16 protein-coding genes and 1 riboswitch are annotated in these 13,647 nt (G+C 55.8%); of the genes, 7 read left to right on the top strand and 9 right to left on the bottom strand.

Annotated features, from left to right (window positions below):
* Positions 1 to 51: 51 nt before the first annotated feature.
* On the top strand, positions 52 to 633 hold the full coding sequence (locus tag PGR23_RS20995; protein WP_020077910.1) for an NAD(P)H-dependent oxidoreductase: 582 nt from the start codon (positions 52 to 54) through the stop codon (positions 631 to 633).
* A gap of 81 nt (positions 634 to 714) precedes the next feature.
* A complete protein-coding gene (locus PGR23_RS21000) occupies positions 715 to 1,029 on the top strand; it encodes a putative quinol monooxygenase (protein WP_015369654.1) in 315 nt (104 codons plus the stop codon).
* Positions 1,030 to 1,093: 64 nt separating this feature from the next.
* Here the strand turns inward: PGR23_RS21000 and parE are convergent, their stop codons facing one another.
* From parE to nudF, 5 genes are read right to left on the bottom strand one after another with little or no spacing between them, the layout of a single operon-like run.
* Positions 1,094 to 2,989, bottom strand: a complete 1,896-nt coding sequence (gene parE / locus PGR23_RS21005; protein WP_015369653.1) for a DNA topoisomerase IV subunit B — start codon at positions 2,987 to 2,989, stop codon at positions 1,094 to 1,096.
* Between the two features lie 30 nt (positions 2,990 to 3,019).
* The gene (yqiA, locus tag PGR23_RS21010; RefSeq protein ID WP_045392174.1) at positions 3,020 to 3,595 is read right to left on the bottom strand and encodes an esterase YqiA; all 576 of its coding nucleotides are present in this window, start codon (positions 3,593 to 3,595) and stop codon (positions 3,020 to 3,022) included.
* Entirely contained in the window at positions 3,595 to 4,422 is an 828-nt protein-coding gene (gene cpdA, locus PGR23_RS21015; RefSeq protein ID WP_045392177.1) for a 3',5'-cyclic-AMP phosphodiesterase, read from the bottom strand. Before cpdA ends, yqiA begins: the two co-directional genes overlap by 1 nt.
* Before the next feature lie 24 nt (positions 4,423 to 4,446).
* Positions 4,447 to 4,869: a DUF1249 family protein gene (locus PGR23_RS21020; RefSeq protein ID WP_045392180.1), complete on the bottom strand. Its 423-nt coding sequence runs from the start codon at positions 4,867 to 4,869 to the stop codon at positions 4,447 to 4,449.
* Between the two features lies 1 nt (position 4,870).
* On the bottom strand, positions 4,871 to 5,500 hold the full coding sequence (gene nudF, locus PGR23_RS21025) for an ADP-ribose diphosphatase (protein WP_015369649.1): 630 nt from the start codon (positions 5,498 to 5,500) through the stop codon (positions 4,871 to 4,873).
* 195 nt (positions 5,501 to 5,695) lie between these two features.
* On the opposite strand from nudF, the gene tolC reads away from it, so the two are divergent.
* From tolC to PGR23_RS21040, 3 genes are all read left to right on the top strand, one after another.
* Complete coding sequence (gene tolC / locus PGR23_RS21030) at positions 5,696 to 7,177, top strand: outer membrane channel protein TolC (protein ID WP_045392183.1); 1,482 nt, start codon at positions 5,696 to 5,698, stop codon at positions 7,175 to 7,177.
* Positions 7,178 to 7,342: 165 nt separating this feature from the next.
* The gene (locus tag PGR23_RS21035) at positions 7,343 to 8,014 is read left to right on the top strand and encodes a DUF1190 family protein (protein ID WP_045392186.1); all 672 of its coding nucleotides are present in this window, start codon (positions 7,343 to 7,345) and stop codon (positions 8,012 to 8,014) included.
* Positions 8,015 to 8,019: 5 nt separating this feature from the next.
* Positions 8,020 to 9,180 (top strand): glutathionylspermidine synthase family protein, encoded by a 1,161-nt coding sequence (locus PGR23_RS21040; RefSeq protein WP_045392189.1) that lies wholly within the window; start codon positions 8,020 to 8,022, stop codon positions 9,178 to 9,180.
* Positions 9,181 to 9,235: 55 nt separating this feature from the next.
* Here PGR23_RS21040 and ygiD read toward each other — a convergent pair whose 3' ends face one another.
* The gene (gene ygiD / locus PGR23_RS21045; RefSeq protein ID WP_045387321.1) at positions 9,236 to 10,030 is read right to left on the bottom strand and encodes a 4,5-DOPA dioxygenase extradiol; all 795 of its coding nucleotides are present in this window, start codon (positions 10,028 to 10,030) and stop codon (positions 9,236 to 9,238) included.
* Between the two features lie 206 nt (positions 10,031 to 10,236).
* Positions 10,237 to 10,890, bottom strand: a complete 654-nt coding sequence (gene ribB / locus PGR23_RS21050) for a 3,4-dihydroxy-2-butanone-4-phosphate synthase (RefSeq protein WP_015703517.1) — start codon at positions 10,888 to 10,890, stop codon at positions 10,237 to 10,239.
* A 105-nt stretch (positions 10,891 to 10,995) separates the two neighbouring features.
* Positions 10,996 to 11,147: riboswitch (FMN riboswitch) on the bottom strand.
* 127 nt (positions 11,148 to 11,274) lie between these two features.
* Between ribB and ubiK the strand changes: the two genes are divergently transcribed.
* Entirely contained in the window at positions 11,275 to 11,544 is a 270-nt protein-coding gene (gene ubiK, locus PGR23_RS21055; RefSeq protein WP_045392195.1) for a ubiquinone biosynthesis accessory factor UbiK, read from the top strand.
* 195 nt (positions 11,545 to 11,739) lie between these two features.
* Here ubiK and glgS read toward each other — a convergent pair whose 3' ends face one another.
* Entirely contained in the window at positions 11,740 to 11,937 is a 198-nt protein-coding gene (glgS, locus tag PGR23_RS21060) for a cell surface composition regulator GlgS (protein ID WP_045392198.1), read from the bottom strand.
* Between glgS and PGR23_RS21065 the strand changes: the two genes are divergently transcribed.
* Positions 11,929 to 12,078, top strand: coding sequence for a hypothetical protein (locus PGR23_RS21065; RefSeq protein WP_396279390.1), 150 nt, complete (start codon positions 11,929 to 11,931; stop codon positions 12,076 to 12,078). The genes glgS and PGR23_RS21065 overlap by 9 nt on opposite strands.
* Before the next feature lie 77 nt (positions 12,079 to 12,155).
* On the opposite strand, the gene hldE is transcribed toward PGR23_RS21065, so the two are convergent.
* Positions 12,156 to 13,589, bottom strand: a complete 1,434-nt coding sequence (gene hldE, locus PGR23_RS21070) for a bifunctional D-glycero-beta-D-manno-heptose-7-phosphate kinase/D-glycero-beta-D-manno-heptose 1-phosphate adenylyltransferase HldE (protein ID WP_396279389.1) — start codon at positions 13,587 to 13,589, stop codon at positions 12,156 to 12,158.
* Between the last annotated feature and the right edge of the window lie 58 nt (positions 13,590 to 13,647).

Genomic DNA, 13,647 nt, shown 5'->3' on the forward strand with positions numbered 1-13,647 from the left:
CCGCTTCGCGGGGTAAAATTGCCGACAAATTTAATAGGTTGAGGGCAAAAAATGAGCAACATCCTGATTATCAACGGGGCGAAAAAATTCGCTCACTCTAATGGCCAATTAAACGACACCCTGACCGAGGTCGCGGATGGTTATCTGCGCGACGTCGGGCATGATGTTAAAATCGTCCGCGCGGAAAGCGAGTACGATGTAAAAGAAGAAGTGCAGAATTTCCTGTGGGCCGATGTGGTTATCTGGCAGATGCCGGGCTGGTGGATGGGCGCGCCGTGGACCGTGAAAAAGTACATGGATGATGTCTTCACCGAAGGCCATGGTTCTCTGTACGCCAGCGATGGCCGTACCCGCTCCGATGACAGCAAAAAATATGGCTCCGGCGGGTTGATTCAGGGCAAACAGTATATGCTGTCGTTGACCTGGAACGCGCCGATGGAAGCTTTCACCGATAAAGATCAGTTCTTCCACGGCGTCGGCGTTGATGGCGTTTACCTGCCGTTCCACAAAGCCAATCAGTTCCTTGGCATGAGCGCGATGCCGACCTTTATCGCCAACGACGTGATTAAAATGCCTGACGTTCCACACGTCATCGCAGAATATCGCAAGCATCTGGCCGAGATTTTTGGTTAACTAGATGTCTACACTCGCTGTTATTCAAGTCACTAACCTTGAAGTATGGCGAGTTTACACACAGAAGGAGTTGAGTTAACCATGTTAACAGTGATTGCCGAAATTCGTACCCGTCCGGGCCAGCACCACCGTCAGGCGGTACTGGATCAGTTCGCTAAAATTGTCCCTGTGGTACTGCAGGAAGAGGGTTGCCACGGCTACGCGCCGCTGGTTGACCACGCCGCCGGCGTGAGTTTCCAGACCTCCGCCCCGGATTCGATCGTCATGGTCGAGCAGTGGGAAAGCGTCGCGCATCTCGAAGCGCATCTGCAAACGCCGCACATGAAGGCTTACGCCGAAGCGGTAAAAGGCGACGTGCTGGAAACCAGCATCCGCATTTTGCAGGCTGGCGTATAAGCCCGGCAAAAGCAAAAAAGGGAGCCTGGGGCTCCCTTTTTCGTATCTGGCGGCTGACGTCGGCTCAGGCTTCGAGATCCGCCATATCGCCTTTTTCCTGCAGCCAGTTGCGGCGGTCTTCCGAACGCTTCTTGGCCAACAGCATATCCATCACCGCGGTCGTTTGTTGCTCGTCTTCATCGGTGATGATGAGCTGCACCAGGCGGCGGGTATTCGGGTCGAGCGTGGTTTCACGTAGCTGCATCGGGTTCATCTCGCCCAGCCCTTTAAAGCGCTGTACGTTCGGCTTGCCTTTCTTACGCTTCAACTGCTCCAGCACGCCGGCTTTTTCTTCTTCCGTCAGCGCGTAGTAAACCTCTTTACCCAGGTCGATACGATACAGCGGCGGCAGCGCGACGTACACGTGCCCCTCTTTCACCAGGGTACGGAAATGCTTCACGAACAGCGCGCACAGCAGGGTAGCAATGTGCAGACCATCCGAGTCGGCATCGGCGAGAATACAGATTTTACCGTAACGCAGCTGGCTTAAATCATCGCTATCCGGGTCGATACCAATCGCCACCGAAATGTCGTGCACCTCTTGCGAAGCAAGAACTTCATCGGAAGAAACTTCCCAGGTATTCAGGATCTTGCCTTTAAGCGGCATGATCGCCTGATATTCACGGTCGCGCGCCTGTTTCGCCGAACCGCCCGCCGAGTCCCCTTCGACGAGGAACAGTTCGGTGCGGTTCAGGTCCTGCGCGGTGCAGTCCGCCAGCTTACCCGGCAGCGCCGGGCCGCTGGTGAGCTTTTTGCGCACTACTTTCTTGGCGGCGCGCAGGCGGCGCTGGGCGCTGGAAATGGCCATTTCCGCCAGCAGCTCCGCCGCCTGTACGTTCTGATTCAGCCACAGGCTGAAGGCGTCTTTAACCACCCCGGAGACGAATGCCGCGCACTGACGCGACGACAGACGTTCTTTCGTCTGCCCGGCGAACTGCGGATCCTGCATCTTCACCGACAGTACGTACGCGCAGCGATCCCAGATATCTTCCGCCGACAGCTTCACGCCGCGCGGCAGGATATTGCGGTATTCGCAGAACTCGCGCATCGCGTCGAGCAGACCCTGACGCAGACCGTTAACGTGGGTACCGCCCTGCATGGTCGGGATCAGGTTGACGTAGCTTTCGGTCAGCAGTTCGCCGCCTTCCGGCAGCCACAGCAGCGCCCAATCCACCGCTTCCGTTTCGCCGGAGAAGTTACCGACAAACGGTTTTTCCGGCAGCAGCGGCAGGCCGTTGACCGCCTCGCACAAATAATCATTAAGGCCGTCCGCATAGCACCAGCGCTGTTCGCTGTTGTTCACCTGGTCGCGGAAAACAATTTCCACGCCCGGGCACAGCACCGCTTTCGCTTTTAGCAGGTGAGTTAGCCGCGAGACGGAGAAACGCGGGCTATCGAAGAAGCTTTCATCCGGCCAGAAATGGACGCTGGTCCCGGTGTTGCGTTTACCGCAGGTGCCGGTGACGCGCAGGTCTTCAACTTTTTCCCCGTTCTCAAAGGCGATGCTGTAGACCTGGCCGTCGCGGCGCACGTTGACTTCCACGCGTTTAGACAAGGCGTTGACGACCGAGATCCCTACCCCATGGAGGCCGCCGGAGAACTGGTAGTTTTTGTTGGAAAACTTACCGCCTGCGTGCAGCCGACAAAGGATCAGCTCAACCGCCGGAACCCCTTCTTCCGGGTGGATATCAACCGGCATCCCGCGTCCGTCGTCAATGACTTCCAACGATTGATCGGCATGAAGGATGACCTCCACGCGTTTGGCGTGACCGGCCAGTGCTTCATCCACACTGTTATCAATAACTTCCTGACCAAGATGGTTAGGACGGGTTGTGTCGGTGTACATTCCCGGGCGGCGGCGAACCGGCTCAAGCCCGGTGAGTACCTCAATGGCATCAGCGTTATATGAAGATTGCGTCATGGTGTGTATTCGTAGGTCGTTCTGAACCGCTTAGCGCAGGCCCAGAAAATCGATAATCTGGGTGAAATGATCTTCAAAGCCAACAAATGCGTGATTACCGCCCTCCTCGACCGTTTGACGGCAGGAGGCGAAGTAGTCAACAGCCTGGCGGTAATCAAGCACTTCATCGCCCGTTTGCTGCAATAACCAGATGAGGTCAGGCGCTTCCAGCGGGTCGATATGCATGACTTTAAGATCGTAAATATGGCGAGACTCTAGCACATATTGCTGCCCGGTGTACGGATTCTCATTGGGGCCAAGAAAATTGTTCAGCAGTTCAAATGGCCGCACCGCCGGGTTAACCACCACCGCCGGCAGCATAAAACATTGCGACAGCCAGGTGGCGTAGTAGCCACCCAGCGACGACCCCACCACGCCTAACGGCTCGCCGCCGTGCTCCAGCACGATAGCTTCCAGCATCTCTGCCGCCTGCGCCGGGAAAGCAGGCAGTTCCGGCACCACCATGTTAATTTCCGGGTGGTGCTGCGCCAGCCACGTTTTCAGCGCCGTCGCTTTTGCCGAGCGCGGCGAGCTGTTAAATCCGTGCAGATAAAGAAGAGTAGACATCAGTATCCTTCTGAAGCGATATCCGGGTGAAACTCGGCGCCGCTGAGACGACAGACTTCAGTCGTCAACGCGCCATCGGGATGCAGCTCCAGCCAGCGCCAGCCTGGAGAGACGGTATCGAGGGTGAAATTAGCGCAGTGCGGCTTAAACTGCACGCAGGTCGATGGCGTCGCCATCATCCGCCGCCCGTTCCAGTCGAGATCCAGCTCCTGGTGAATATGGCCGCATAGCAGGTGCTTAACCCGCGGATAGTTGCTCAGGATTTGGTCTAACGCCCCGGCATTGCGCAGGCTATGCTGATCGAGCCAGCTGCAACCCGCCGGCAGCGGATGATGATGGAGTAACAGCAGCGTGTAGCGCTCAGGTTCAGCATTCAATTGATGCTCAAGCCACTCCAGTTGGAAATCGCTCAGCTCGCCGTGGGGCACCCCGAAGACCTGGCTGTCGAGCAGCAGGATTTGCCAATGGTCGCCCAACAGGACGCGTTTGGCGGGGGAGATGCCGGCATCGTGCAGCGTGCTGTACATCGCCGGTTGGAAATCATGGTTTCCCGGCAGCCAGACGCAGGGTGCGGCAAAGCTCGCGATGCCTTCAGCGAAATGCTGATAGGCCGCGGCGGAGTGGTCTTGCGCCAGATCGCCTGTTGCTACAATCAGGTCGCATTCACGCTGTGAGGCATGTATCGCATCCAATACAGCCTGATAACTTTCCCAGGTATTGATACCCAACAGCGTTTCATGTTTTTCAGCAAACAGGTGAGTATCAGTAATTTGTAATATCCTGACTCTGGCCTCACCAGCCAGAGGTAGGTTTAACAGGCTTTCCAAATGGTGTCCTTAGGTTTCACGACGCTAACAAACCGGAATCGCCATCGCTCCATGTGCTAAACAGTAACGCAGCCAGTCGGCCAGAAACTGATTAATTTGATGCTTTTCGTCGCGTTGATGCAACTTTTTATTAGGATAATCATATCTCGCTTTGAAGCGAAAAATCTGCTGACTTGAACACACTTCAGCCACCATCGCGTCGTGGTACAGGCGCACCGTCATTGACGGCAGGCTCCAGTAACTCACCGCAGGCTGGGTCTGTTCTATTGTCACCAATGTAGTGTAGCGGGTCGATTCGACCACCGTTAATCGGTATTGCGCCGCACCCACCTGATAGTTCGCCATATCGCCGACCGCCTCAGTGCGAGGCAACAGGCGGCGCAGCTGGGCGAAATTGGTTTCGCACAGGCGCATCATTTCCGGGAAGTCAGGTGTATAACGCTTCATATTATTTCCACTCGTTTCGTAAGCTATGATAATGCAGCTGCAGCCATTGCAGGGCGATGACAGAAGCCGCGTTGTCGATTTTCCCCTCTTCTACCCACTGGTAAGCCTGTTCCCGGCTCACCACATGCACCCGAATATCCTCGTTTTCTTCGGCCAGGCCGTGAATGCCTTTTGCCGTCGATGCATCAACTTCGCCCACCAGGATCGATAACCGTTCGCTGGTGCCGCCTGGGCTTGCCAGATAGCTTAATATTGGTTTGGTACGCCCAACTTCAAGCCCGGCCTCTTCCAGCGCTTCGCGGCGGGCGACATCCTCTACCGTTTCGCCTTCTTCTATCATCCCGGCGACCATTTCCAGCAGCCACGGGCTCTCGCTGGTATCATAGGCGGCAATGCGGATCTGCTCGACCAGCACAACTTCATCGCGTACCGGGTCAAAGGGTAGCAAGACCGCGGCGTGCCCGCGCTCAAAAATTTCGCGGGTAACCTCGCCGCTCATCCCGCCGTTAAACAGGCGATGGCGAAAACGATACAAATCGAGCGAAAAAAAACCGCGATAAAGCGTTTCGCGTGCAATAATTTCTACATCGTTTTTAGAGAAGGTAATTCCCTGCTGATTGGGTTTGCTCATTGTCTGTGTCCTGCTCATCCGAAAGTAGGGATTTATAGGCCGTTTGGCTACCGTTTTACAGCCTGTATGTTAGATTGGTGCAAATTACCGCCCTATGGCACGTAACGCCAACTTTTTACGGCGACAGAGTCGATACAATCAGCGATTATTTTTAGAATTTGAGTAGCGCTAAATGCTTCACAACAAGGAATGCAAATGAAGAAACTTTTTCCCATCCTTATCGGCCTGGGCCTGACTGGCTTCAGCGCCATGAGCCAGGCAGAGAACCTGTTGCAGGTTTATCAGCAGGCGCGTATTAGCAACCCTGATCTGCGTAAATCGGCAGCCGATCGCGATGCTGCATTCGAAAAAATCAACGAAGCGCGTAGCCCATTACTGCCGCAACTCGGTCTGGGCGCGGATTATACCTATACCAATGGATTCCGTGACAGTAACGGTCTTAATTCCAATGTCACCAGTGGTTCACTGCAGTTAACGCAAACCCTGTTCGATATGTCGAAATGGCGCGCGCTGACCCTGCAGGAAAAAGCGGCGGGCATTCAGGATGTCACCTATCAAACCGACCAGCAAACGCTGATTCTGAATACCGCGACGGCTTACTTTAAAGTTCTGGCCGCTATCGATACGCTCTCCTATACCGAAGCCCAGAAACAGGCCATCTACCGCCAGTTGGATCAAACCACCCAGCGTTTTAACGTGGGCCTGGTTGCCATCACCGACGTGCAGAACGCCCGCTCGCAATACGACGCCGTGCTGGCAAATGAAGTGACCGCGCGTAACGACCTCGACAACGCCGTTGAAGAGCTGCGTCAGGTCACCGGCAACTACTATCCGGAGCTGGCGTCGCTGAACGTTAACGGTTTCAAAACCAACAAACCGCAGGCGGTGAACGCGCTGCTGAAGGAAGCGGAAAACCGCAACCTGTCGCTGCTGCAGGCGCGTCTGAACCAGGATCTGGCGCGTGAGCAGATTCGCCAGGCGCAGGATGGTCATTTGCCAACACTTAGTCTATCCGCTTCAAGTTCGGTATCGAATACCAGTTATAGTGGTTCAAAAACTCATGCTAATTCTCAGACTAGCATTCAACAGTATAAAGATAACGATGCCGGCCAGAACCAAATCGGCCTGAACTTCTCTCTGCCGCTGTATCAGGGCGGGATGGTTAACTCGCAGGTGAAACAGGCGCAGTACAACTTCGTCGGCGCCAGCGAGCAGCTGGAAAGCGCGCACCGCAGCGTGGTGCAGACCGTGCGTTCGTCGTTTAACAACGTGAATGCCTCCATCAGCAGCATCAACGCTTACAAACAGGCGGTGGTCTCTGCGCAGAGCTCCCTGGATGCGATGGAAGCGGGTTATTCGGTGGGTACACGTACCATCGTTGACGTGTTGGATGCGACCACCACGCTGTACAACGCCAAGCAGCAGCTCTCCAACGCCCGTTATAACTACCTGATCAACGAGCTGAACATCAAGTCCGCTCTCGGCACGTTAAACGAGCAGGATCTGATTGCGCTGAACAACACGCTGGGTAAAGCGATCCCGACTTCACCAGACAGCGTCGCGCCGGAAAACCCGCAGCAGGACGCCGCCGCTGACGGTTATGCGAACACCGCCTCCGCACAGCCGGCTGCCGCCCGTACGACGAAGACCAGCGGTTCCAATCCGTTTAGTCACTAATCGTTGAATGCGATTACGCCTCGTCTGGCCTTCGGGTCAGGCGGGCGTAAAACGTAAGACAACGTAAAGACCCCCGCTTTTCCCCTCTTTCGCTTCAATTTCCACCACTCATACTCTATCCTGAGCGTTGACAAACGCACTACCACTGGGTCCTGGAAGACAAATATGAAACGGACAAAAAATATTAATCATGCGTCGTTCCGCAAAAGCTGGAGCGCTCGCCACCTGACGCCGGTCGCCCTTGCCGTCACCGCCGTCTTTATGCTCGCCGGTTGCGAAAAAACTGACGAGACGGTTTCTCTGTATCAGAACGCCGATGACTGCTCCGCGGCTAACCCAAGCAAAGCCGCAGAGTGCACCACCGCCTACAACAACGCGGTGAAAGAAGCCGCGCGCACCGCGCCGAAATACGCCACCCGCGAAGACTGCGTCGCCGAGTTCGGCGAAGGCCAATGCCAGCAGGCGCCAGCTCAGGCGGGCGTCGCCCCGGAAAACCAGGCGCAGGCGCAAAGCAGCGGCAGCTTCTGGATGCCGCTGATGGCCGGTTACATGATGGGCCGCCTGATGGGCGGCGGCATGGCCGCGCAGCAGCCGCTGTTTAGCTCGAAAAACCCGGCTAGCCCGGCCTACGGCCAGTACACCGATGCCAGCGGTAAGAGCTACGGCGCGGCGCAACCGGGCCGTACCATGAACGTACCGAAAACCGCGATGGCGCCGAAACCGGCAACCACCACGACTGTCACCCGCGGCGGTTTTGGCGAATCTGTTGCTAAGCAATCGACGATGCAGCGTAGCGCCGCGGGCTCCAGCTCCTCTTCACGCTCGATGGGCGGTTAAGCGGCATGGAAAGAATCAGCATTACCGAGCGCCCGGACTGGCGCGAGAAAGCGACCGAGTATGGCTTCAATTTTCACACCATGTACGGTGAGCCGTACTGGAGTGAAGAGGCCTACTACAAGCTGACGCTGGCGCAGGTTGAAAAGCTCGAAGCGGTCACCGCCGAGCTGCATCAAATGTGCCTGCAGGTCGTTGAGAAAGTGATCGCCAGCGACGAGCTGATGACCAAATTCCGCATCCCAAAACACACCTGGGGCTTTGTGCGTCAGTCGTGGAAAACCAACCAGCCGTCGCTTTACTCGCGTCTGGATCTGGCCTGGGATGGCGTGGGCGAGCCGAAGCTGCTGGAGAACAACGCGGATACGCCAACCTCACTATATGAAGCAGCGTTCTTTCAGTGGATCTGGCTGGAAGATCAGCTTAACGCCGGTAATCTGCCTGCCGACAGCGATCAGTTCAACAGCCTGCAGGAAAAACTGATTGAACGCTTCGGCGAGCTGCGTGAACAGTTTGGCTTCCAGCTGCTGCATATGGCCTGCTGCCGCGATACCGTTGAAGACCGCGGCACCGTGCAGTACCTGCAGGACTGCGCGGCAGAAGCGGGCGTCGCCACCGAGTTCCTGTATATCGAAGATATCGGTCTTGGCGAGAAAGGCCAGTTCACCGATTTGCAGGATCAGGTCATCGGCAATCTGTTCAAGCTTTATCCGTGGGAATTTATGCTGCGCGAGATGTTCTCCACCAAGCTGGAAGACGCCGGCGTACGCTGGCTGGAGCCGGCGTGGAAGAGCATTATCTCCAACAAGGCGCTGCTGCCGATGCTGTGGGAAATGTTCCCCAACCACCCTAACCTGTTGGCGGCTTACTTTAGCGAAGATAACCATCCGCAGCTTGAGAAGTACGTCATTAAGCCGATTTTCTCCCGCGAAGGCGCTAACGTGTCAATCGTTGAAAATGGCAAAGTGGTGGAAGCGGTGGAAGGCCCATATGGGGAAGAAGGCACCATCGTGCAGGAGTTTTATTCGCTGCCGAAATTTGGCGATAGCTATACGCTGATTGGCAGCTGGCTTATTAACGACCAGCCTGCCGGGATCGGCATTCGTGAAGATCGGGCGCTGATCACCCAGGATCTTTCGCGTTTCTATCCGCACATTTTCGTCGAATAACGGCCAACCCCGGCAACCTGCGTGGCCGGGGTTTTTTCATGTGCGATAGCTGCCGTTACGCGGCGCCCACTACCACCGACAGCATACTCAGCGATCCCATCTCCATCCCTTCGACCGGGATGGTTATCGGCTCTTCGCCATCCCACGCCCCCAGAATATAGAGCAGCGGCAGGAAGTGCTCAGCCGTCGGGTTAGAGAGCGATCCGCCTTCATGGCTCAGGTAGTTCACCAGCGGATGCTCGTCGACCGGCCCTTTCCAGGTTAAATTCGCTTTCACATAGTCGTTGAACGACTCGGCCCACGGATACGGCGTACTTTCGCCATGCCAGCGCGCGGTACGCAGGTTATGCACCACGTTGCCGCTCGCCACCAGCATAATACCTTCATCACGCAGCGACGCCAGCTTACGCCCCATCTCCAGATGCCACGCCGCGGGCTTTGTGCTATCGATACTTAACTGAACCATGGGAATATCGGCATCAGGATACATTTTGATCAGCACCCCCCACGAACCGTGGTCAAACCCCCACGCCTCTTTATCGAGGGCGACGGGCACCGGCGCCAGCAGGTCAACCAGATGCTGCGCCAGCTCCGGCGATCCCGGCGCCGGGTAGTGCGTATCGTACAAAGCTTGCGGAAAACCGCCGAAGTCATGAATGGTTTTCGGCGCTTCCATCGCCGTCACGCCCGTGCCGCGGGTAAACCAGTGCGCGGAGATAACCACGATAGCTTTCGGGCGCGGCAGCGTTTCACCGAGATGGCGCCAGGCGCGGGTATAGATATTATCTTCCAGCACGTTCATCGGGCTACCATGGCCTAAAAACAACGCTGGCATACGGGTACGGGACATAATGGTATCCTTCAGTAGGGAGTATTTGATTCCTTCACATTACGCGCTTTTAACCGCAGATAAACTCAGATAAGCGTGATGATCATCATCAGAAAATTTGAATGTGAAAACTCTCTCCCTTTTTACCCGCGGAGAAAACCTATTGGCTCGGCCCAGAAACAACAAAGCCCACCGTAAAGTGGGCTTATCATCAGAACAGCGGCATCTTAGCTGGCTTTGCGATCGTGCTCGCGGCGGTAAGCCACCAGATCTTCAATGGTAACCACGGCCATGTTGTGCTGCTGAGCGAACTTGATGCACTCCGGCGCGCGCGCCATAGTGCCATCGTCGTTAGTCAGTTCACAGAGCACGCCTGCCGGTTTGAAGCCCGCAAGGGTCACCAGGTCAATGGTCGCTTCTGTGTGACCGCCGCGGGTCATTACGCCGCCAGGCTGCGCGCGCAGCGGGAAGACGTGGCCCGGACGATTGAGATCGGAGGGTTTCGCGCCATCGGCAATGGCGGCGCGCACGGTCGTGATGCGGTCAGCGGCGGATACACCGGTGGTCACGCCTTCTGCCGCTTCAATGGTGACGGTAAAGCCGGTGCCGTAGGCGCTGGTGTTGTTCTCAACCATCATTGGCAGGTCAAGCTGCTTGCGGCGATCTTCGGTCAGGCACAGGCAGACAATACCGCTGCCGTGACGAATGGTCAGCGCCATTTGCTCAACGGTCATGGTTTCGGCGGCGAAAATCATATCGCCTTCGTTTTCACGGTCTTCATCATCAAGCACCATCACACCGCGGCCTTCGCGCAGTGCGTCTAAAGCGTGTTCCACACGTTCAAAAGCGGTACCAAAAGAAGAAAGGAGCGTCTGATTCATGGTAAAAAAACCTCATTAAAATTATGGTTACCAGAATCAGGGCAGTCTTAGGAGTGCCGGTTTAGCGGCAAAAGTCAACGCAAGCGGAACGTAATCCGACTGAGCCGTTACTCTCTCCCATCCGGACTTTAACCGTCGGCCCCGGAATTACACCGGATCTGCTGACCTTCCCGTTTTCACAGGAAGCGCTCGCGGGCTTTCAACGCGTAGGTTGATTTACCGCCGGTGGGGAATTTCGCCCCGCCCTGAGAATAAGCGAGATAACTATAACGCCATTAACTATCTTCATCAATGGCTACTCGCTATACATCTTACATTTGTGGTTTATAGGCGCTCCCGTTCGCACTACAATGAACGGTAACTAGATCAGTGCAGGAATCCACCATGATTGACCCGAAAAAAATTGAACAAATCGCCCGCCAGGTCCATGAATCGATGCCGAAAGGCCTTCGCGATCTTGGAGATGACGTAGAAAAGAAAATCCGCCAGGTGCTGCAATCGCAGTTAACTCGCCTGGATCTGGTTAGCCGCGAAGAGTTCGACGTGCAAACTCAGGTTTTACTGCGCACCCGCGAAAAGCTGGCTTTACTGGAGCAGCGTATTAGCGATCTGGAAAGCCGCTCAGCCACGCCGAAGAGCGAAGAACAGCAATAAAAAAACGGGCCTGATGGCCCGTTTGAGATTGATGGCAAAGCTCATGCAACCTTTGCGCTTACAGATTGCACCAGGTAAAAAACATGGAAAATCAATTTATTGATTTTCGGCTGATAACCACAAGGAAGGAAAAACCACGCTTTTTCCTTCCTTGTCAGCAGTCTGACGGGCCTGATGGCCCGTTTTCATTTTGCTTTAGTGCTCTAACTCGACCGCGCTATTCACCTGGCGACAATAAAGCTCATAGCGTTGGCAAAACCATTCACGATGTTCCTCATCCATATTGCCGACAATAGCCTGAAGATCGACTGAATGGCCTTGCGCGTGCATCCTGGCGAAACTACGTGCCAGAAAATCGAAGTTCTTCATAGAATACATATCGTTATGGTTCATCCGCATACTCCTTCAGCCGTTGGTGTTCTGATTGGTCATATGCCTTTTACTAACTTCAGTATTTACGCTTACCTTAACGCACCTTGTACGAAAAATGCGCTTAACCGGGTTATTTATTGCGCTAAATCATTTTCCGCATGATTAAATAAAAACGGCCCGCGAAGGTATCCCCGCAGACCGTTGTAGACCACCCCGTTCAGAGCGGTAAAGCGTATTGATTACTTATCGCTATCTTTCTGAATTTTCTTGATAATATTGGTAGTCGAGCAGCCATCTTCAAAGTTGAGCACCAGCACTTCGCCGCCGTTGGCCCATACCTCTTCGCTGCCGGCGATCTGCTCCGGCTTATAATCGCCGCCTTTCACCAGCAGATCCGGCAGGATCCCGGCAATCAGCCGCTGCGGAGTATCCTCTTCAAACGACACCACCCAGTCGACGGCTTCCAGCGCGCCCAGCACGATCATCCGCTGTTCCAGCGGGTTCACCGGGCGGGTTTCGCCTTTCAGACGTTTGGTTGAGGCATCGCTGTTGACGGCGACAATCAGACGATCGCCCAGCTTGCGCGCATTAGCCAGATACGAGACGTGACCCGCGTGCAGAATATCGAAGACGCCGTTGGTCATCACCACTTTTTCGCCGCGCTTACGCGCCGCGGCAACCGCCTGTTTCAGCTCTTCTTCGCTCATCACGCCAAAACCGGTATCGGCACGCCCGCGCACCGCGTTTTCCAGCTCGATTGGCGAAACGGTGGACGTCCCCAGCTTGCCAACCACGACACCGGCCGCGGCGTTAGCGAAATAGCAGGCCTCTTCCAGCGTGTTGCCCGCCGCCAGCGTCGCCGCCAGCACGCCAATAACCGTATCGCCTGCGCCGGTGACGTCATACACTTCCTGCGCCTGGGTCGGCATATGCAGCGGCGGACGACCCGGCTGCAGCAGCGTCATCCCCTGCTCGGAGCGCGTCACCAGCAGTGCGGAAAGCTCGAAGTCAGCGATGATTGTCATCCCGCGTTCGACGATTTCCGCTTCATCCTTACACTTTCCGGCGACGGCTTCGAATTCAGAGAGGTTCGGCGTCAGCAGCGTCGCCCCGCGGTAGCGTTCAAAATCGGTACCTTTCGGGTCAATCAGTACCGGCACGCCGGCATCCCGCGCCAGCTTGATCATGGTCTGCACGCTGGCCAGCGCGCCTTTCGCGTAGTCAGACAGCACCAGCGCGCCGATCGAACCCAGCGCCTGCTGAATACGTTCATGCATCGGCTGCGGATCGACCCCGGAGAAGCCCTCTTCAAAATCGAGGCGGATCAGCTGCTGGTTGCGCGACAGTACGCGCAGCTTGGTGATGGTCGGATGCGTCGGTACCGACACGAAATCACATTTCACTTTTACGTCAGCCAACGCTTTGCTCAGCGCGCGTGCGGCATCGTCGATACCGGTCAGGCCGACCAGACGAGAAGTCGCGCCGAGCGAAGCAATGTTCATCGCCACGTTAGCCGCGCCGCCAGGACGTTCTTCGATATTTTCCACCTTCACCACCGGCACCGGGGCTTCCGGGGAAATACGGCTGGTAGGGCCATACCAGTAGCGGTCCAGCATCACATCGCCTACCACCAACACTCCTGCACGTTCAAACTCTGGCAGCGTTACTTTCATTACTCTCTCCTGCGAGATGCAAACTTTGCGCGCGATAATAGCACACCCGCTTTGTTAG

It is taken from the genome of Klebsiella sp. 141162 (genome assembly GCF_050600755.1).
Classification (GTDB): domain Bacteria; phylum Pseudomonadota; class Gammaproteobacteria; order Enterobacterales; family Enterobacteriaceae; genus Klebsiella; species Klebsiella aerogenes.

Bases quoted from the DNA above. Each gene is read 5' to 3' on its own strand.
- tolC (WP_045392183.1), top strand. From the start codon at position 5,696: ATGAAGAAACTTTTTCCCATCCTTATCGGCCTGGGCCTGACTGGCTTC.
- PGR23_RS21020 (WP_045392180.1), bottom strand. From the start codon at position 4,869: ATGAAGCGTTATACACCTGACTTCCCGGAAATGATGCGCCTGTGCGAA.
- PGR23_RS21035 (WP_045392186.1), top strand. From the start codon at position 7,343: ATGAAACGGACAAAAAATATTAATCATGCGTCGTTCCGCAAAAGCTGG.
- yqiA (WP_045392174.1), bottom strand. From the start codon at position 3,595: ATGTCTACTCTTCTTTATCTGCACGGATTTAACAGCTCGCCGCGCTCG.
- ribB (WP_015703517.1), bottom strand. From the start codon at position 10,890: ATGAATCAGACGCTCCTTTCTTCTTTTGGTACCGCTTTTGAACGTGTG.
- nudF (WP_015369649.1), bottom strand. From the start codon at position 5,500: ATGAGCAAACCCAATCAGCAGGGAATTACCTTCTCTAAAAACGATGTA.
- glgS (WP_045392198.1), bottom strand. From the start codon at position 11,937: ATGAACCATAACGATATGTATTCTATGAAGAACTTCGATTTTCTGGCA.
- PGR23_RS21000 (WP_015369654.1), top strand. From the start codon at position 715: ATGTTAACAGTGATTGCCGAAATTCGTACCCGTCCGGGCCAGCACCAC.
- hldE (WP_396279389.1), bottom strand. From the start codon at position 13,589: ATGAAAGTAACGCTGCCAGAGTTTGAACGTGCAGGAGTGTTGGTGGTA.
- ygiD (WP_045387321.1), bottom strand. From the start codon at position 10,030: ATGTCCCGTACCCGTATGCCAGCGTTGTTTTTAGGCCATGGTAGCCCG.
- parE (WP_015369653.1), bottom strand. From the start codon at position 2,989: ATGACGCAATCTTCATATAACGCTGATGCCATTGAGGTACTCACCGGG.
- PGR23_RS20995 (WP_020077910.1), top strand. From the start codon at position 52: ATGAGCAACATCCTGATTATCAACGGGGCGAAAAAATTCGCTCACTCT.
- PGR23_RS21040 (WP_045392189.1), top strand. From the start codon at position 8,020: ATGGAAAGAATCAGCATTACCGAGCGCCCGGACTGGCGCGAGAAAGCG.
- PGR23_RS21065 (WP_396279390.1), top strand. From the start codon at position 11,929: ATGGTTCATCCGCATACTCCTTCAGCCGTTGGTGTTCTGATTGGTCAT.
- ubiK (WP_045392195.1), top strand. From the start codon at position 11,275: ATGATTGACCCGAAAAAAATTGAACAAATCGCCCGCCAGGTCCATGAA.